We start from the raw sequence: 21027 nt of genomic DNA, 5'->3' as shown, positions 1-21027 counted from the left end.
ATATTTAATCTTAAATAAGTTCGCTGTAAATAATTAATTTATAATTAAAATGAAACTATACTTTATCCTTGATTTGAAATATTAATATAGAAATGAAATTTTTCCTTGCATTAATTTTATATTTTTCTATAACACACCAAAATTTTATTTTTTATAAATTGTTAATTTATGCTTCAGTAAGTAAGTTTTTAAAACATAAGGTATTCATATTTTAAAAATAATTTTAAAGTTTTTATGATATTTTTATTTGATAAGGAATAATTTTATTCTTTAATAATTATTTACCAAATGATTACAAAAAACTTAAAAAATGTTATTTTATAGTTGCTTGTAATATTAATTTATGGTATTATTTCTACTTATACTTGGATAAGTTTAATGGTATTAAATTATTAATAACCACATGTTTTATAATAATATAGGATAATATCATTTTTGTTCAAAGAAAATTTTTAAATATAGATATAATTAGTAACCAAGGAGAGGATAATGGGTAGAAAAAACGATATTATACAAAAAATCGATAGTTTTATCGGCAAGAAAATTTATTCTTTAAGACTCGCTAAGGGGTTGTCTCGTCAACAACTGGCTGAAGTAATTGATGTTACGCATCAACAATTACAAAAATACGAAAAAGCAATTAATAGAATTTCTGTAGGAAGGCTAGTACTAATCGCAGAAGCTTTAGATAGAAATATTGATTATTTCTTTGAAGGTTTAGAAGAAGCTAATAAACCGCAGCCCGTACATACTCAACATCAACGTATGTGCATTGAAGTTTCAAGAAATTTTATGAAAATTAATAGCACGGAAGAACAACAAGCCATTAATAATTTAGTAAAATGTTTAGCTGGAAAGAAAAACTAATGCATAAAGGCAAGCTACCATCCTGATTATGTTGTGATATCATTTATGTTATCCCCGCAGAAGCGGGAATACCATTGCTTGCCTTGATATATACAGAATACAAATCTTGATCAGCGTTGTGGAGGGGACGACTCTCTTTTAATAGGTGTTGATTTATTTAAATTTTCCGACTGAATGCTATCTCTTGCATTCATTAATGCTCTCATAATTTTTATATTCCCTTTGATATTAACTCTATCTCTTCCTACTACCATTTTAGCTTTTTCAATATCCGGCTTATCTTTACTTATAGGTTTTAATTTAGACTTTCCTGATACTACCCTTACATCTTCCGTTTTAACACTAGGGTTTTCAATTGCTTCTGCTCGTTTTTGTTCTTGTAATAACTTATCTATAGTTTGTAAACGTATCTCTTTAGATAAAGTTTTATCATCAATTAAATTAGCTTTAATGAAACTTTGCTGTTCTTCAGTAGAAGATTTAGTACCAAATGCCTTTACCAGCTCATCTACTTTTTTTATTGATTCCTCTTTTTTTTCTTCAAGAGTTTTAAGGTTACCATTTGGAGAAAGCATAGCACGAAAATTATTGACTTTCTCAACTGCAAGCTTAGATATATTATTTAATATACTAGAAGTTTCTTGTACAATTCTTTCTTCTGCCGACACTACCGGTTCTTTAGATTTTTCTAATGCTTCTATAACAGGATTAACAGCGTTAATTACTTCCCGAACTTTGTTATATATATCATCGTGAGGCTTATGTTCTTCTATATTCTGTCCTTTTAACCCTTCAGTTAAATTTTGAGTTTCTCTATCTAAAGCTGCCTCACTCGCTGCATCTTTAGCTTTTTTAAGTGCCTCTTTCTCAGAGTCATTAATATTACTATTATCGATCCCGCTAGAAACTGCCTTAGTTATTTCAGGACCTCCTTTGCCTTCATAAATACCGTCTACTAACCCTTTAGTCATTAGCTCTCTATCAGGTAAATTGGCCTGACTTTCTGCAATACCTTTTTCCGCTGATGCCATAATAAGTGCTTTATTAGGTAAGGATAAAGAGGTATCACTATGAGTAGCTATAGTCTCGCTTATCCCTTTAATAATCGCTGCTTTGTCGTGAGCTTCAAGCGAGCTTCCTGCAACTGTGTTAGTAATTTCTTGAATTATTTCGCCTTTGACTTCTGCTGTAGCCGGACCATCTAAAACATTAGATATAATGGCTTGTATGTTTGTTGTTTTTAATTCAGTATTACTTAGAGGATCAAACAAAATATCATTTACTTTTTTTATTGTATCTTTTTTAGTTTGTTCCGCCGTAATCTTATCTAAATTCTGCTGCATCAATTGTTGTTGTGCCGGACTGAGAACTTGGGCTTCTACACCTTTCTTTAATACAGAACCTAATAATTTTTGTTTTTCCGCATTGCTTAATTCAGAGACATTAACCTTATCACCTACTGCTATAAACATTGTCCCTTTATCTTCAGTAGAAAGGTTACTTTTTATTACAGCATCCGTAATACCGTCAATTGCTGCAGCTCTACTTGCATCATCTTTAAGACTTAAACCGACATCTACTGCCTTTTCTAATATCTGCTGTTTTTGCTTCGGCTCAAGATTCTCTGAATTTAAAGCGATAGCTACTGTAGCTTCAAGCATTTTTGATTTTTCTAGGTCTGGGGTATTCTGATCATTTTTTATGGTTTCTAATACTGCATTGACTCCAGCTACTTTTGCATCTGGTGTGAGGTTTTTATTATTGACCGTATTTTCAGCTAAAGCAATGATATTAGCCTGCTTTTCAGCAATATCACTTTTCTTATCATTAAGAATTGCCGTGGCTGCTTCTTTAATTAAATCAATTTCTTTTGTTAAACCTGCATTTACATAATTTAATAAATCTTGCATGCTGCCTGATAAAGCCGTAGCTGCATTAAGAAGGTTTGGATTTACTTGTTGCGACTGTGGCATTTGTGAAGTCTCAGGTTGCAGTGGTTGGTTAGTAGGAGTAATTGGCGGTACTTGTTGTTTATACTGAGGTGGTTCAACCGATGAACTTGTTGTTTGCTGTGGAGTTATTAGCGGTTGTTCCTTACTTTGTCCCTGTCCTATTATAATATCTTCAGCTTGCGATAAATCAACGCTCTGCCCTTGGTTTAGTTCTACCTCCTTCATCATTTCTTTATATTTACCGCGTGTTACCGCAAGTGTATAAATTTCTCCACCATGCTCTATATAAGCTATTGCGTCATCTCCGGTTCCGGCAAATTTTAAAGGTTTTGGTGAGCTTATTTCTTTAAGTTGAGGTTTACCGTTTGGTCCTTCTTCGTAGTGGGCAGTGAAATATACGGCTTTATCTTTGGAGGGCTTTGTGCCATCAGCTTTTAATGCTACCATCGATAAATGCATTGACCCATCGGCTTTATCAAGTTTTATAGGAAAATCTATTTCCCTATATGAGCTGATCTGAACCTGAGTACCGTCTTGTTTAGCTAAAGTAAAAGGCTTAGTTTTAACAGTTGTTTCATTTAAGGTACAGAGTTCATCACCTGCATCATTTTTAACTACTGTTGCTCTAAGATCGCTTGCACTTACGTGATTTTCCCACTGTACCGGTTTAAATCCACCAGGGTATCCACTAGCGGCACTAAATGTATTATGAACATTTTTATAGCCGGCTATTTCTATTGATTCTAATTTCTTTTTAAGCTCAGGATTTTCTAAAGCCTTATCAATAAATTCTCTATTAGCAGGATTACCGAAAAAAGTACTTAATGTTTTATCTTTATCTTTTTCTTCTTCTATTTCTTTTCTTTTTTGTTCAGCTAAATCATGGTCTGTAAGGGCTGCCAGGTCTTTTAATATTTGTTCTATTAAATTATCTTTTTGCGGTTGTATAATTGTTTCTCTTACAGCCTTGGTTATTGGGTCTGATGTCTGACTGTCAGGAGAGATATTGCCCGATAAAGCACTAGTTGAAGGGGTAGATTGAGCAGAAGATGCAGAAGTAACGATAAAACCATCGTCAGCTTCTAGTTCTGGGGTTGTAGTTTGAGATAAAAATTCTTTTTGCTCTTGTTCTAATGTTTGCTTTTGTTCTTCTGTATATTCCTTATTTGCTAAAGGATCAAATTCACTTGTATTTAGGTTACCGTCTTTACTCATAAAACCTCTCATTTAACCAAAAATTAATTAGCATAAACTGTAAGTGATGAGTAGTCAAGCCGATGTTGTTACATTGATTTTTACCCTCTATGTCATTCCCGCGAAAGCGGGAATCCAGTCACTAAAAAGTCTAAGCACACTAGATTTTTAAATTAAAAGCTCGATTTATTTCGCTTTTTTCTGGATTCCCGCTTTCGCGGGAATGACATAACATATCCTTTTTTCACAGTTTGTGTTATACTGTCAAAGATAGTATATAGAGATTTTAGTAATATCAAGAAAAAACTAATATTATTGAGAAAATTTAATAGAATTTTTATATTCTTTATTGAGTGCTTTAGTTGCCCAAAGCCAGGTTAAGCAAGTAATTATAAATATAATCATTAAACAGATGGAAATAGATTGATAACTAGCGGAAGGTAATATTATAAATACCAATGATTGTAAAAATGCACTACCAGATTTACCGAGTTTTGTACCTATCACGTCGGCAGCAGCTTTGCCTTTTATTTTTATTTCCGGATCTAAAGGAACATAGGCCATTTCTTTTGTTGAATCAAATAAGGTATATTTGCTTGATTTACTAAGCACATTTTGAATAGCACCTATTGTTATAGCAATTAAAGCAGGATCGGTTAGAATAAAATTTGCTATTATTAAGCCGGCAAATCTTTCAAAATTATTAACGGAAAAAAATAATATACCGGTAATAAAAACTATTAAAGGGGTGATAACAGCCGCCGTAAACCAGCCAAGTCTTCTAACTATATTTGAACCAAGTACTACAAATAAAATAGTAAATACTCCGGTATAGCTCAAATAACTTCCTATAAAAGCTGCATATTCGGTTGGAGTTTTATAAATTTTAGTAGCTGCTGCTTTCCAAGGACCTTCTACTAAATTAATGGCAATGCCATAGCAGATAAGCAAAGTTGCAATTAATCTAATATGTCTTGACGATAGAAGCATCTGAAAACTTTCGGCAATAGTCATAGATTTTTTCTTTGCTTTAAACCTGAGTAATGCCATATGCTCTTTGTCTAGTACTTTATGATTAAGCAACCAAAAAGTTTTAATAGCTATTATTCCTAAAATTAATACTATAGTTAGTATAATTTGTATAGAAAGTGTATGAAAAGACGATTGCAATGCAAATTTATTAGTTACGTAATCATTAATATTACTTAGATTTTCTAAAAACTGCCCTGCTAAATAAATACCTGTTTGACTAAGTAAACCGAATAACGGATAAAATCTTTTAGATTCTTCTACTGTAGTAATATTATTAACAAACTGCCAAAAAAGTAATGCGAAAACTACGTTTGGCCATAATTCAGCTATTATATAAAATAACGAAAAACTCCATTTTGATAAAAGCAATATAAACCATTTTAAATTAGGTAAACTTGCCGTTAAATTTTGAACGGTTATAGGACTGAAATGCAGCATTTCATGATTTGGAAAAATAACGTAAGCAAAAAGAGCAAAGAATGTTAAAAATATTGATATAATAAGATAAAATATATTTTCTGCTTTCATCTTATTAACAAGCTTTACATATATAGCAGTCATTAAAAAAGCTGACGGCATCACTCCCCAAAACTTCAAAAACGAGATAATCTCGGCACCGATCATAGTAGTAACAATACTATCTTTTAAAGCTCTGATTAGATTTTGGATAAATAAAATACAGAACATTAATAAAGTGATGAATAAAAATTTAGAAACTTCGTGGCGTTTTATAGGCCAGATATAATCGGTAAGTTTGGAAAAACAGTTATTGATTTTAGAGGAAGAATTTTCTATATTACTGGGGTTAATCGTCATTATTTGGTCTAACCTATCTTGCTATTGGCTAGAGTTATATATTAAAGATTTTCTAAATTTAAGTCAAGTTAAAATCAAATTAAAATGAGTAATTATTGGTTAAATATTTATAAACCAAGAGGTATAAGTTCTGCTCAACTTGTTAGCATAGTAAAAAAAATACTCGGTAAAACCAAGATAGGACATGCCGGTACTTTAGACGTAGAAGCGGAAGGAATATTACCGCTTGCCGTAGGTGAAGCGACAAAGCTAATACATCTGCTAATTGATGCTAGAAAAACCTATATTTTTACCGTAAAATTCGGAACGCAAACCAATAGCGGCGATTATGCCGGTAAAGTAATAGCAAAAAAAGATTGTATCCCTTCTCAAGAAGAAGCTTATGCCGTATGTTCTAAATTTATCGGTAACGTAACACAAATACCGCCGGCTTTTTCAGCTCTTAAAGTTAACGGTGTAAGAGCTTATAAATTGGCTAGAGAGGGAAAAAAAGTAGAATTAAAGCCACGAAATATAACTATTTATGATCTAAAATGTTTAAATTTTGATGAGAAAAATGCTACCGCTACATACTATACGGAATGTTCAAAAGGTACTTATATAAGGACTTTAGCAGAAGATTTGGCATTGTCCTTGCAAAGTTTAGGATTTGTGATAGAATTACGCCGTACTCAGGTTGGAATATTTAAAGAAGAAAATGCTATCCGAATTAAATCGCCTGACGAAATTACCAAAAATTCCCTAGAGGAAAAAAGTATAAAGATAGAAGCAATACTGGACGACATCCTGGTTCTTGATGCAACTGACAGCCAAGCACAGCAAATTAAATATGGACAGAAATGTTTATTTAATTATGAAAAAGACTTTAGACATCTTGCCAAATTTGCTTATAGAGAGGAATTTAAAGGAAACACGGAACGCAGCACCACAGCGTACACTTTAGTACGTGAGGATGCGAGTACCGGATTGACATACAAATTACCTCTAGAAGTAGAGTTTGGCAAGATGTCTGTTGATCTTTTATGGGTTCGCTATAAAGGCACTTTGCTTGCAATAGGTAGCTTAAACAAGAGTTGCTTTAATTCTTTACGAGTATTTAATTTAACACAAGACTTCTTTTAAAACTGGAAGTCTATATATTTAAGGAGAAATTATCGATGTCGATTACTACAGAACGTAAACAACAATTAATTAAAGAATATGCTATAACGGAAAATGATACCGGTTCAAGTGCAGTGCAATGTGCTATCTTAACTGAAAGAATCAATAATTTAACCGAGCATTTTAAATCTAACCATAAAGATCATACTTCAAGACGCGGATTATTAATTTTAGTCGGGCGCCGCCGCAGATTACTTAACTATATTAAAAAGAATAATGTTAGCAAATATTTAGATTTAATAAGTAAGCTAGGAATTAGAAAGATTAAATAGTTGGATAATCGTCATTGCGAGCAGTCGTAGGTTGTGTGGCAATCTTGTCAAATATCCTGAGATTGCTTCGTCGAATTACTTCGTAATTTTCCTCGCAATGACGTGGTAAAATACAATAAAATATAAATTATGAAATGAGATAAATAGATGTTTAACGAAATAACTAAGAGTGTTACATGGAACGGACAAGTTCTTGAGCTTAGTACAGGTAAAATAGCAAGGCAAGCTGACGGGGCAGTTACGGTAAAAATGGGTAATTCCGTTTTATTATGTACGGCAGTAGTAGCTAACAAAGCAAAAGAGGACATAGGTTTTTTTCCTTTAACAATTAATTATAGAGAAATGGCATATGCTGCCGGTAAGATACCAGGGGGATTTTTTAAACATGAGGGAAAAGCATCAGATAGAGAAGTTTTAGTATCTCGTTTAATAGATAGACCGATTAGACCATTATTTCATCCGGCTTTTATGAATGAAACGTATGTAACTTGCAGTGTTCTTTCATATGATCCTGAAGCTCCGGTAGATATACTTGCAATTATCGGTGCATCGGCTGCACTTAGCCTATCCCCTGCTCCTTATCTAGAAATAGTTGCGGCAAGTAAAGTAGGTTTAATCAATGGTGAATTTGTTTTAAATCCGACACTTGCATTATTAAAAACAAGTCAGCTTGATTTAGTAGTTGCAGGAACATCAGATTCAGTAATGATGGTTGAATCGGAAGCTCATTTACTCTCTGAAGAACAAATGTTAGAAGCCGTAAAATTTGGATTTGAAAGCTTTCAGCCGGTAATAAAGATAATTAAAGAACTAGCAGAAGAAGCTAAAAAACCAAAACTTGAAATGCAAGCTTTATATCCCGCTTCATTAAAGAAAGAAATTGAGAAGTTATTTGTAAAAGAAATTGAACAAGCTTTTGCAATTAAATCTAAACAAGAACGTAGCACTAATTTAGATTTAATACCTGAAAAAGTTCTTACACACTTTGTAAGCAACATAGAAAATAAAAAATATAGTAATTATCAAATCGAATCAGCTTTAAAAGCTATTAAATCAGATATATTACGTAACGAGATTTTAGAAAAAAATAGACGTATCGATGGAAGAAGTACCACGGATATAAGACAAATTGCTTGCGAAATAGGTTTACTACCTTCCGCACATGGTTCAGCTTTATTTACTAGAGGTGAAACGCAAAGCTTAGTTAGTGCTACATTCGGTACTAGTTTAGATGAGCAGATAGTTGACAGTTTAGAGGGTGAGTATAAAGAGCGTTTTATGCTCAATTATATCTTTCCGCCCTACTCTGTAAATGAAGCAATGCCGATGAAAGCACCTAGTCGTCGTGAAGTCGGACACGGTAAACTCGCATGGCGTGCTATTAATCCAATATTACCTAATAAAGTACAATTTCCTTATTCCATTAGAGTAGTTGCTGAAACTACGGAGTCTAACGGTTCTTCTTCAATGGCAACTGTTTGCGGTAGTTCTCTTGCTTTAATGTATGCCGGCGTACCGATAAAAGCACCGGTTGCGGGTATTGCTATGGGACTTGTTAAGGAAGGTAAAAAATTTGCCGTATTATCGGATATTCTCGGCGATGAAGATTATTTCGGTGATATGGACTTTAAGGTTGCAGGAACTAGCGAAGGGATTACTGCATTACAAATGGATATCAAAATATCTGGAGTAGATTTTAAAATAATGAAAGTAGCTTTAGAGCAAGCACGACTCGGTCGTTTGCATATACTGGAGCAAATGAATAAAGTGATCAGTAAACCAAATAACGAACTAAGTAAAAATGCTCCTTCTACTACTACTATAAAAATAGATAAGGATAAAATTAGAGATATTATAGGACCGGGCGGTAAAGTAATAAAGGAAATTTGTGAAACTAGCGGTGCTAAAATAGATATAAGCGATGACGGTACGGTGTCTGTTTATGCTTCAGATAGAGATAAGCTAAAAGTGGCCTTAGATAAAATTAAAGCTATTGCCGTTGAACCTGAAATCGGTGAAATATTTAACGGTACGGTAATGAAAGTCTTAGATTCCGGGGCTTTTATTAATTATTTAGGTAATAAAGACGGCTTTGTTCATATTAGTGAAGTGTCAGAAGAAAGAATAGAAACGGTTAGCAGTGTTTTAAAACAAGGTGATATAGTAAAAGTTAAGCTAATAGGCTTTGATAATAAAGGCAAAGCAAAATTAACTATTAAAAATGCCGATAAAGATAAATCTTCAAATAATACAAAGCCAAAAACTAATGTTAATAATACTAAGGACAATTTAGAACCTGAGCAGCGACGTGATTCTAGTAAAAAACGAGCTTGGAATAAAGATAATAATGCTGAAACTGCTGAAGTAATTACAGAACGTAAGTATTTTAATTGATATGAAGCTTAATCGTCATTGCGAGGAAATTACGAAGTAATTGACGAAGCAATCTCAGGAGTTTGTTATTATTTCATGAGATTGCCGTGCAGCCTACGGCTGCTCGTAATGACGGTTCGGGTATCCACAAAAATAGCTCATAATACTAATAATTTGCTGGATACCGTGGACAAGCCACGGTATGACAATGAGTAAATAAATGACCAACACAAATAATTACCGAATCATCGCAAAGAGGGTTATTTCTAGTGAAGCAAGTGCTTTAGAAAAATTATCCGAAAATATCCCTGAAGACTTTAACAGAATTATAGAATTTTTACTATCTTTCAAAGGACGGATAATCTTAACCGGCATAGGCAAAAGCGGTTATATTGCAAGAAAAATAGCTGCTAGCTTTTCTTCAACCGGTATGCCTGCTTTTTATTTACATCCGGCAGAAGCAAGTCACGGCGATTTAGGTATGGTGACGAGAAATGATCTAGTAATTATGTTATCTAATTCCGGCGAAACTAAAGAACTATTTAATATAATTGAATATTGCAAGAACTCTTCCATAAAAATTGCTGCAATGACAATGAATAAGAATTCTACTTTAGCTAAAAGAAGCGATTTTTTATTAATAGTACCTGAATACCCAGAAGCTTCTGTAATTGGAGCTCCTACTATATCATCTTTAATCATGCTATCACTCGGTGATGCTTTAATGACTGTTATACATGAAAAACGAGGCTTTACTAAAGATGATTTTAAAATTTATCATCCGGGAGGTACAATCGGCGCTAATTTAACAAAAATTAAAAACCTAATGCGTAGCGGTGATGAAATACCTTTAGTATATGAAGATACTTCCTTTGCCGAAACTATAATTATTATGAATAAAAAACGTTTAGGTTGTACACTTGTAACAGATAAAAACCAAAATTTGGTGGGAATTATAACCGATGGGGATTTACGTCGTCATATTAACGATCAAATCTACTTAAAAACAGCATCAAGCATTATGACCAAAAACCCTATTCATATCTCATCGGAAATATTTGCAAAAGAGGCTTTAAATTTAATGAAAGCCAAGAATATCACTAATATACCGATTGTTGATGATAATATTATTATAGGCATTATTCATATTCATGATTTACTACGCATAGGGGTTAGCTAAAATCTATGCCCTCTTCTTATAAACGGCGAAAAAAATTTGGAAATCTGTATATCTTTTAATAACAGTTGGAATTTTGTATATAGGATATATATTAATTAAAAGTGGTTATATTCATGAAGAAAACGATATTAACGTTACAAAAAAAAGTTTAAAAGATAATAAAAATTTTGATTTAAAGTATAATATTATATTGAAAGATTCAATTTTTGAAGGAGTAAATAAAAATTTAAATGCGTATAAGATTAAAACTGAACGAGCTATAAAGGAGTCGAATAACAAATATAAACTAGATATAATAAATGTTATTTATAACGTAAATCAAGACCAAACTCTTATTATCAATGCGAAAGAAGGCTTTTTAGATGAAGAATCAAACATATTAGATTTAAAAAACGATGTAAAACTTTTTTTTGATGAGATCATATTTAACACTAATGATGCAAGGATTGATTTAGTAAATAAGAATATAACCGGTCATTCCCCTGCTAAGTTACTTTACAAAAACTCTTCAATTACTTCGGATAGTTTTAATACAAAAGATGAAAATAATATTATAATTTTTAAAGGCAATGTCTCTACAATCATCGATTTATCGGATTAGAAATCTTGCAAACCAGCTTATAGAGAGGAATTTAAAGGAGACATGGAACGCAGCACCGCGGCGTACAAAGAAGTACTTGAGGATACGAGTATCGATTCGACGTCTAAATTATCTCTAGAAGCGAAGTTTGGAAAGATGTCTATTATTAAACTTGTGTTACTTCTTATAATTAGTACCATAATATATGCTAATGATAAAAATATTTCAAATTTACATATCACATCTGATAGTTTAATTATTGATAGAACCAAACAAAAAGCAGCATATCTTGGAAATGTTATTGTTTACTTCGATAATGCGATACTTAGAACGAAAGAATTATATATTTTTTATAAAACAATAGATAAAAAGCAAACTATTGATCATATAGTTGTCCCTACTAAATTGACTGTAGAAAGAAAAATAAATAATGAATTATTACTTGCAGATAGTGCTAAATATTTTTGCGATAATAAACAACTTATTCTACTTGGTAATGTAATATTACAGCGTGACGATAATGTGTTAAAAACTAATAAACTAATCTACTATGTAGATATTATTAAAAAATAGAGCTATTTACCGTTGGTACGTCATTGCAAGCGATTGTAAGAAGTGTGACAATCCAGAAAATAATTTAAAAAATGCTAAAGATTAATATTTTTAACTGGATTGCTTCGTCAATTACTTACGTAATTTTTTCGCAATGACGTTGAAAATTAATCCACACAACAAAATCTTAACAAATAAAAAAGATGGACAGCTTACACGTTAAAAATATATCAAAATCCTACAAAAAAAGGAATATATTAACTGATATATCTCTGAATATAAAACAAGGAGAGATAGTTGGTTTATTCGGTCCGAATGGAGCCGGTAAAACAACTTGCTTTAACATTATTATCGGTTTAATGAAACTGGACTCAGGGCAATTACTTTTAAATGATATAAATATTACCAACTTGCCTATTTATTTACGAGCAAGGCTTGGACTCGGCTATCTTCTTCAAGAACCTTCGATATTTCGGGAATTGTCGGTTGAAGATAATATTAAGGCTGTAGTTGAGATATCTGACAATGATAAAGAAGTAATTGAACAAAAAACCCATAATTTGTTAGAGAAGTTTTCGATAGTTCATTTAAAAGATTTATCCGCTGCTAGCTTATCAGGCGGTGAAAGGCGTAGGCTTGAGATTGCACGTGCACTTGCAATAGAGCCTAAATTTATCATGCTTGATGAACCGCTTGCCGGTATTGACCCGCTTGCTATTTCCGATATCAAAAATCTAATTACTTATTTACGTGAATTTAATATAGGTATATTAATTACCGACCATAACGTACGTGATACTCTAGATATAGTCGACCGTGCTTATGTTATTTTTGAAGGTAAAGTATTATTAGAAGGAAGTGCTAAGGAAATAGCAAATAGCAAGAAAGTTAAGGAAGTGTATTTAGGTGAGAACTTTAGTTTCTAGACTATGCAAATTCGTCATTGTGAGCGACTTGCAGGTGTTGTTGCATGGATTGTTTTATGTCATTCCCGCGTAGGCGGGGATAACATCGAGTAGGTTTTCTGAGCCATGCAACAAGGCTCTTTTGTAGGAATGACAATGTAATAATATTCAAAACAGTTTTCTATGCAAATTAACAAAGAAATTTTTAGGGCTTATGATATAAGAGGCAATAGCCTTAAAGATTTAACGGAAGAAGTAGCTTATAAAATCGGCTTTGGTTTTGCCGAGATGACTATAATGAAAGATAACGATAAAATCTGTGTCGGTTTAGACGGTCGGCTTAGCTCCCCTAACCTTTGTAAAGCTTTAGAACTAGGATTAACTAATGCAGGGGCTGAAATCATAAATATTGGCGTAGTTCCAACACCAGTTTTATATTTTGCCGATAAACACTTTACGCCCGCCGGTAGTATTATGGTCACGGGGTCACACAATCCTCGTGACGATAACGGCTTTAAAATACTACAAAAGGGTAAACCTTTTTTCGGTGATCAGATACAGGAGTTATTGACTAAGATTTTGGATAACTACTCCAATACCACACCAGCATCCCCTTATGTCATTTCTGCGAAAGCAGGAATCCATAATATACAATCTAAATACCTAAAACGTATTTTAGATGGAATAAACATTAATCCAAAATTAAAAGTAGCTTGGGATTGTGGAAATGGAGCAACCGGCGATATTGTTGAAGAACTTAAAAAGCATCTCTCAAACAAGAATATAATCATACATAGTAAGATTGACGGGAATTTTCCAAGTCATCATCCTGATCCTACAAATCCTGCTAATTTGCAGGAGCTAATAAAAGTGGTTAAAGAACAAAATTGTGACCTTGGTATAGCTTTTGACGGTGACGGTGATAGAATCGGCATTATAAGCTCAAGCGGTAAAATATTATTCGGTGATCAAATTTTATGCATTTTTGCTGAGGATATTTTAAAGGAAAATCCAAACGCAACTATAATAGTTGATGTAAAAGTCAGCCAATTTATAGTCGCTAAAATAAAATCATATGGAGGACATCCTATAATATGGCGAACAGGTCATCCTTTTATTAAAAGCAAAATGCTTGAGACAAAGGCTTTACTCGCTGGCGAAATGAGCGGGCATATATTCTTTGCCGATAAATATTTTGGTTTTGACGATGCAATTTATGCAGCTCTTAGATTTTTAGATTTACTTAGTAGATCAAGTAAAACTCTAGATGAGATAATAGAGGATGTACCGAAAAGCTATAGTACACCGGAAATTAAAATTTTTGTTCCTTCAGAGTTAAAATTACAAATTATTAAAGAGATTAAAGCAAAATCATTAGAAGAGAAAATAGAGTTTAATGATATAGACGGTGTACGGGTAAATACTGCACATGGTTGGTGGCTCTTGCGTAGCTCTAATACCGAATCTATTATAGTTGCAAGGGCTGAATCAGATAGTAAGAATGGTTTAGAGGAAATAATCACTATAATTAATAAATATCTTGAAAAATACGGGTTATTAATTAATTATTAAAACATTATTGCTTTCTAAAATATTATTTTATATATTTTTCTTACATTAAATTAATATAAAGAAAAATAATATGAAAAATCTCAGATATCAATCACTCATTTGTTGATACTAAATTAGTTACAATAACGCCAATAGGTGCAAATACATTAAATATTAACATTGAGGCACCATTAGTAATAAAACATAAAGACCTTGAGCCTACTGATAATCCTCTTAACAGTAACATAGCCGCATCTAACGGTTTAAATAGTCTGACCATTGACTACAGTGATGCGGGCTTATTTAGTGGTCCAACTATTAGTTATGACAACAAACTTGGTACAATAATATTTAGTGGACCAGCAGATGGTGCTAATACTGAGACTTGAGGAAATACTATTAATACTGATGAAACCGTTTAAGGGTATGAGGTCATTCCTGCGAGACGTTGTTACATGGATAGGTTTTTCTGTCATTGCGAGGAGTTGCGTTAGCAACGACGCGGCAATCTTATAAGATAATATAAAAAAACTCCTGAGCTTGCCACGCCAGCATAAATGCTGGCTTGCAATGACGATTTTGTAGACAATGCCTTCTCGCAATAACGATATAAGTTCGTATTTATTAGTTAAACAAGTGACAAAGAAAGAAATATACTCAAATGATTTGGAGAATGGGAATGTAAAACGAGGAGCAAGTACGCACAGCCTATATTTAATAGGTGATCCGAAGTTTTGCAGAAACAATTCTTCAAAGCAGAAGAGTATAATTATATTATGCGGACCGACTGCTAGCGGGAAGTCTTATTTAGGTCATGAACTGGCTAAAGCTTATAACGGCGAAATCATTAATATCGACTCAATGCAGGTTTATAAGGAAATTCCTATTATTACCGCCTCCCCTCCGAAAAGCTACAAAACTGAAATCTTGTATCACTTATATAACTTCTTATCAATGACAGAAGATTTCTCGGTAATAAAATATCTAAAACTTGCGACAGAAAAAATAAAAGAAATAACCGACAGGGGTAAGCTACCTATATTAATAGGTGGAACGGGTTTATATATTAATTCTTTAGTTTTTGGCTATAATAATATTCCTGATATATCAGAAGATTTACGAGCACAGGTAAGAAACTTATATGTTAAAATAGGCAATATAGAATTATGGGGTAAATTAGAGAAGCTTGACCCGCTTGCTGCTTCTAAAATAAACCAAAATGATACTCAGCGTTTAATTAGAGCTTATGAAGTATTCATGCAAACCGGTAAGTCTATCTTTTCTTTTCAAACTTTGCCAAAAGAACAAATCTTATCTGATTTTAATTTCAAAATTATTTTCTTAAATCCTGAGCGAAAGTTTTTATATAAAACATGTGATGAGCGTTTAAATAAGATATTTAAAGAAGGGGCAATTGACGAAATAGCTTTAATAAAAAAGCAATTTGCTCCTAAAGATTATACGCATTTGAAAGCTGTAGGGGTAAAAGAAATTTTAGCTTATTTAAACGGCCATCTCACTTTAGATGAGGCTTTAAATGCAGCTCAAATACGAACCCGTCAGTATGCTAAAAGACAAGTTACTTGGTTTAAAAATCAGATACAAGATAAAATCACATTGGAATATGCTAACCAAGAAGAATTTACTCAAACTTTAAAAAACCCTTTTAAAACTATATAGCTTATCTACGTATTTCTTCTTTCTTTTTATTATTGGAAATAGGAGTAATGGAAAGTGTATTTGTCTTAGTCCTACAATATTAATCTTACTATTTAAATTTGAGACGATACTTTGTGCTTCTTTTAATACATCAGCCGGAACTTTATTTTCTAATTCTGGTTTCTTATCAGATTTTTGATTACAATAACCAACTCCCGCTTTAACAACATTTAGTATTTGTTTAATAATATTCAGTGCTTGCCCTTCTTTCCAAACTAAACTACCTGTACTAGTAGCAACATTAATATATTTTTTATTTTCAATATTTTCTAAGATTTGAATCAGCTTATCCGGTTGATTGAGCATAGGTGTTAGTATACTATATAATTCTTTCTTATCGAGCTTATTTATACCTGGTACATCTTTTAAAGTTTTATCTAAAATACCTGTAAATATTTCCTTATTATCGTTTAAATATTTTTTGATCTCAGGATTATCTTTAGTTAACATTACCAATTCTTTAGCTATTCCCGTATTTTAATAAATCCATCAAAAACCTTTTTTAATTATTCAGGATTATCAAGTAATATAGGCATTACATTCATCAGTTTTGTAGTATCTTTTGTTTCTAGTCCATAATTTTCAAGCTGCTGTTTTATAGTTTGGCTATTTTTTTTCATCTTGCTCTAAAATGCCTTTAATTAAATTATCGAATAACCCCTCTTTACTGTGCTCTACTAATATATTTTAACTTAAATGAAGGTTCGTTAAAAGCAGTAATTACACGGCTTGTTACTGTCATATCATCGCCTTTATTTATATCTGTAATAATAGCATGTGCAATTTCCGGTTTTGACATAACTTCACCCACTACCATTTCTAAAGATTTCTCACGAGCCACCATTACTCCTTGATTTGCATTCAGAGTATCAAAAATCTCTGTTGTTTCAGGCTTTTTATTTAATAAAGTAGGAATAGTATCTACATCAACTTTATAGCTTTTAAAATATTCTTTTAAGAAAGGTTTAGCTTGTTCTTTAGTTGCTATTAAGAAACCTTCTATAATTATTTATTTTTCAGGAGATAATTTATTAAACCTTTTTAGAGCATTAGGATTGTTTATATTTTCAACCAGCTCTTTTTTAAACTCAGGATGTTCATTAAATATTTTTATAACTTTTGCATATGTGTCATTACTTTGAGGTTTTTGTAATATATCATCAAAAGCTTTTATATAGTTGCCTGGAAGTATTGCAGTTATGTAATGCGCAATATCGTTGCCTTTTTCATTAAAAAATTTTAAGCAATTTTTTATCCGTGGATAACATTCCTAATGTTTTAGAAGTTACTTTATTATAGTCCGGTACTTCTTGCTTTATCTCAAGTGCAATGTCTTGAAGGCTTTTAAGTACAGCATCATTTTTAAAACATTCTTGTAATGTTGTAAGACCCTTGTGATCTAGAAAACTACCTTCTTGAAATTCTCTAAAACCTGCTTTTGCTAAGATTTGTCCTATTTTTGGTAAATCATCAGCATGCTTTTTTAGAAAATCCTATATTTGGATTTTTCAAGAACAGATTTTTGAAATTTTGAATTACGATATATATCAGAGGAGCTTGTAAGTTTAACAAGATTATAACTATTTACGGGATTAGTGAAGGCAAACTTCGCGCCTTTTAATAATGCTCCTATACTAACTGGTAATATTTTTTTCTTTGGAGATGCAAGGTCATAAATAAAGCTTGTCAATGCCTTTCTGCATCAGGAGAAGATAATGTCCTTTTAATAGTTTTATTAAAATTCTTTAATTTAATATCTTTAATGGAATTTGTAACTGCCATAAAAATAATGAAATATATTTAATTACAGAAACATTAAATTATCTTAAAATTGATTAAAAGAAATAAATTAAGCACTACTTAAATATTTTAATTTATATTACATAATATGGTAATTAAATCAATTTGATCTAAGATTTATGGAGTTATCTTTGTATTTGTTTACTTTTTGTAGGTAATGATGCGTAAGCATGTGATTTATCGTGATTATCTACTATATGCACTTTACTATCTAAATCTGAAACTATATTTTTTGCTTCTTTTAAAACATTTAATTTATTAATATTTTTGAACTCATTTTTAAAGTTATCTTTTAACTGTTCATTGAAGATTTCTTTTGGTAAATAAATTCCACCGGTGATAGTGCCTACCCCAGTATATTTAGATTTAGAATATAAAGTAGAGGCAATATTACTTGCTAACTTTTCTAGATTTTTTGGCTCTAAAAAATTATTTATATTATCAGGATTTTCTTTAGAATATTCAGAAACGATAGTTTTTAGCATCTGATTCATCATGTAAAAATCTTCACCTCTATTATCACCTTTATCAAAAAGTTTTTGTGATATTTTCTCGCTTAAAATATTTGCCAATAAATTACTCTTAATATTTTGTTTATTTGTAATATTTTCATATAAAGGGTTCAATATTTGTAATGGAGAATGTACATGATTTGTAATATGTTTATATTGATTTGTTCTAGGAGTAGCTAGGTTAGTAACCATATTCATAGGTAGTGAATTTAGTTTTTCTATAATATAGTCTTTAATCGTTTGATTTTCTTCATATAATCTTTTTACTTGTTGAGCAAATTTTTTTTTACTAAGTACATTTCTTTTTCCTTCAGCTTGTATTTGTAAAAATACTTTATCAATTGCCTTATCAATTAATTTTGCTTGTTGTTCTTTAATTAGTTTAGGTACTAAAGGAGGGATAGCCTTATCAAGATTGTAAGTATCAGTAAGTAGCATTAAATTATCAGGTAATTTAGCTTCTGCTAAATTAATATTTTTAAAATTACAATCTTTTAAAGAAGTGACTTTAGTTAAATCTGCATTTTTTAATGATACGCCTGAGAAGTCGATATTAGATAAATTACCTACTAATATAGCTCCCTCTAAACTGAATTTTCCATTTTGGATTTTATGTAAATTATTTCTAAGAGTAATTTCATCTATAGTTTTATCTTTAAAATCTTGTGATGGACTAAATACATCTTTTACTTTTTCAGTAGCATAGCTAAAACCTGCTTTTATAATATTCGGCAATTGCCCTTCCAAATAATTTGTTTTTTGAGCTAGATTATACATAGCATTAGCAGCCCCACGATAATTACTTTTTTCAACCTCTTCTATAATTTTAACTAATTCATTAGGATGGTTTAACATTGATGGAAGTACATTATATAATTCTTTCTTATCAAGGTTATTTATACCTGGTATTTCTACTAAAGTTTTATCTAAAATACTTGCAAATATTTCTCTATTATTGTTTAAATATTTTTTAATTTCAGGATTATCTTTAGTTAAAGCTATTAACTCTTTTGCCATTCCCGTATAATCACCTTTAATAAAATCTCGAAAAACCTTTTTTAATGATTCAGATTTATCAAGTAATATAGGCATGATGCTCGTTAGCTTTGTAACATCACTCGCTTCCAGACCATAATTTATAAGTTGTTGTTTTATAGTTTGGCTATTTTTTGCATCTTGTTCTAAAACTCCTGTAATTAAATTATCAAATAGACCTCCTTTATTTTGCTCTACTAATATATCTTTTAATTTAAATGAAGGATCATTAAGGGCGGAGATTATATTACCGGTTAAACTCATATAATCACCTTTATTTAAGTCTGCAATAATCTCATAAGCAATTTCCGGTTTTGACATAACTTCGCCTACAATACTAAGCATTTGTTTATCAAAATTATATTCTTTTGTTATGCTTTGTACGCTAGGAGTATTTTCAATAATACCTAAAGCAATATTTGGTAAGATTGTTTTATTATTAGCAAAAAAACTTTTTAATTTATCATCACCAGCTACCATTTCTAAGGATTTCTCAAGAGATATCATTACACCTTGATTTGGAGCATTAAGAGTATCAAAAATCTCTTTTGTCTCAGGCATTTTATTTAATAAAGTAGGAATAATATCTAAAATTTTAAGATCAATTTTGTAGGTTTCAAAATGTTCTTTTAAGAAAGGTTTAGCTTGTTCTTTTGCTTCTTCTAAGAAATTTTCAATAATTATTTGTTTTTCAGGAGATAACTTATTAAATCTTTTTAGAGTATTAGGATTGTTTATATTTTTAGCCAGCTCTTGTTTAAACCCAGGATGTTCATTAAATATTTTTAATAAATTTTTCTTTTCGGGTTTTTGTAATATATCATCAAAAGTTTTTATATAATCGCTTGGAAGTATTTCAGTTGCTCCTGTACGTATGTATTTCGTAATATCTTCACTCTTTTCGTTAAAGAATTTTTGGAAGTTTTTATCGGTAACCAGCATATCTAAAGTTCTAGAAGTCACTTTATTCCAGTTTGGTAGCTCTTGCTTTACTTCAACTGCAATTTCTTGAAGTTTTTTAAGTACTTGTTCATTTTTAAAACATTCTTTTAGTATTTCGAGTCCCTTTGCATCTAAAGCACTTTTATCTTGAAATTCTCTAAAGCCCGCATTTGCTAAGATTTGACCTATTTTAGGCAAATCATCCGAATGTTTTTTTAAAAATTCCCATATTGGAGATTGTTTAAGAAGTGATTTTTGAAATTCCGGATCAAGATATATCTTAGAAGAGTTAGCAAGCTTAACAAGATTATAAGTATTTACAGGATTAGTTAAAATAAATCTTGCTCCGAGTAATATCGTTCTTAAGCTTATACTCTTTGAAGATGATAAGTCCTGAATTACACTCTTTAGTACTTTATTAAGTTTAGAAGAAGATAAAACTTTTTCTACAACTTTTTGATAGTTTTTATTATTTATAACAGCCATAAAATTACTCGAAATGTTTAAGTATTCTAAATCTATTTTAAAAAATTTTTAAAAATAAAGATTAGGTATTTTTTAATTTTTTGTTATTGTTGTTGTTA

General features: G+C 31.3%; 13 protein-coding genes and 2 pseudogenes. 11 read left to right on the top strand and 4 right to left on the bottom strand.

Annotated features, from left to right (window positions below):
- The first annotated feature begins 489 nt into the window (after positions 1–489).
- Positions 490–867, top strand: coding sequence for a helix-turn-helix domain-containing protein (locus RJP_RS03520; RefSeq protein ID WP_014014350.1), 378 nt, complete (start codon positions 490–492; stop codon positions 865–867).
- A 110-nt stretch (positions 868–977) separates the two neighbouring features.
- Here RJP_RS03520 and RJP_RS03515 read toward each other — a convergent pair whose 3' ends face one another.
- A complete protein-coding gene (locus RJP_RS03515; RefSeq protein WP_081497972.1) occupies positions 978–4034 on the bottom strand; it encodes a Sca4 family spreading effector in 3057 nt (1018 codons plus the stop codon).
- Positions 4035–4325: 291 nt separating this feature from the next.
- Complete coding sequence (gene tlc4, locus RJP_RS03510; protein WP_014120818.1) at positions 4326–5861, bottom strand: NTP/NDP exchange transporter Tlc4; 1536 nt, start codon at positions 5859–5861, stop codon at positions 4326–4328.
- An 84-nt stretch (positions 5862–5945) separates the two neighbouring features.
- Between tlc4 and truB the strand changes: the two genes are divergently transcribed.
- The 10 genes and pseudogenes from truB to miaA all read left to right on the top strand — a co-directional run bounded on the left by truB (position 5946) and on the right by miaA (position 16115).
- On the top strand, positions 5946–6983 hold the full coding sequence (truB, locus tag RJP_RS03505) for a tRNA pseudouridine(55) synthase TruB (protein ID WP_014120817.1): 1038 nt from the start codon (positions 5946–5948) through the stop codon (positions 6981–6983).
- 35 nt (positions 6984–7018) lie between these two features.
- Positions 7019–7294, top strand: coding sequence for a 30S ribosomal protein S15 (rpsO, locus tag RJP_RS03500; protein WP_004995678.1), 276 nt, complete (start codon positions 7019–7021; stop codon positions 7292–7294).
- 147 nt (positions 7295–7441) lie between these two features.
- Positions 7442–9688: a polyribonucleotide nucleotidyltransferase gene (gene pnp / locus RJP_RS03495; RefSeq protein ID WP_014120816.1), complete on the top strand. Its 2247-nt coding sequence runs from the start codon at positions 7442–7444 to the stop codon at positions 9686–9688.
- Between the two features lie 199 nt (positions 9689–9887).
- Positions 9888–10847 (top strand): KpsF/GutQ family sugar-phosphate isomerase, encoded by a 960-nt coding sequence (locus tag RJP_RS03490; RefSeq protein WP_014120815.1) that lies wholly within the window; start codon positions 9888–9890, stop codon positions 10845–10847.
- A gap of 5 nt (positions 10848–10852) precedes the next feature.
- Positions 10853–11448, top strand: a pseudogene (gene lptC, locus RJP_RS03485) (LPS export ABC transporter periplasmic protein LptC).
- 135 nt (positions 11449–11583) lie between these two features.
- Entirely contained in the window at positions 11584–12000 is a 417-nt protein-coding gene (locus tag RJP_RS03480; RefSeq protein WP_410524374.1) for an LptA/OstA family protein, read from the top strand.
- 182 nt (positions 12001–12182) lie between these two features.
- Entirely contained in the window at positions 12183–12905 is a 723-nt protein-coding gene (gene lptB / locus RJP_RS03475; RefSeq protein ID WP_014120812.1) for an LPS export ABC transporter ATP-binding protein, read from the top strand.
- A gap of 162 nt (positions 12906–13067) precedes the next feature.
- A complete protein-coding gene (locus tag RJP_RS03470) occupies positions 13068–14456 on the top strand; it encodes a phosphomannomutase/phosphoglucomutase (protein ID WP_014120811.1) in 1389 nt (462 codons plus the stop codon).
- 77 nt (positions 14457–14533) lie between these two features.
- Positions 14534–14824, top strand: coding sequence for a hypothetical protein (locus tag RJP_RS11325; protein ID WP_096368103.1), 291 nt, complete (start codon positions 14534–14536; stop codon positions 14822–14824).
- Between the two features lie 199 nt (positions 14825–15023).
- Entirely contained in the window at positions 15024–16115 is a 1092-nt protein-coding gene (gene miaA / locus RJP_RS03465; RefSeq protein ID WP_014120810.1) for a tRNA (adenosine(37)-N6)-dimethylallyltransferase MiaA, read from the top strand.
- A gap of 171 nt (positions 16116–16286) precedes the next feature.
- Here miaA and RJP_RS10460 read toward each other — a convergent pair.
- Together RJP_RS10460 and RJP_RS03450 are read right to left on the bottom strand one after the other, a co-directional pair.
- Positions 16287–17936, bottom strand: a pseudogene (locus RJP_RS10460) (pentapeptide repeat-containing protein); the annotation flags it as partial.
- Between the two features lie 143 nt (positions 17937–18079).
- Positions 18080–20929, bottom strand: coding sequence for a pentapeptide repeat-containing protein (locus RJP_RS03450; RefSeq protein ID WP_014120809.1), 2850 nt, complete (start codon positions 20927–20929; stop codon positions 18080–18082).
- Between the last annotated feature and the right edge of the window lie 98 nt (positions 20930–21027).

The sequence above is a fragment of the Rickettsia japonica YH genome (assembly GCF_000283595.1).
Classification (GTDB): domain Bacteria; phylum Pseudomonadota; class Alphaproteobacteria; order Rickettsiales; family Rickettsiaceae; genus Rickettsia; species Rickettsia rickettsii.
Note: the sequence above shows the minus strand (reverse complement) of the source record. Positions and strands in the feature narration are given on the sequence as shown.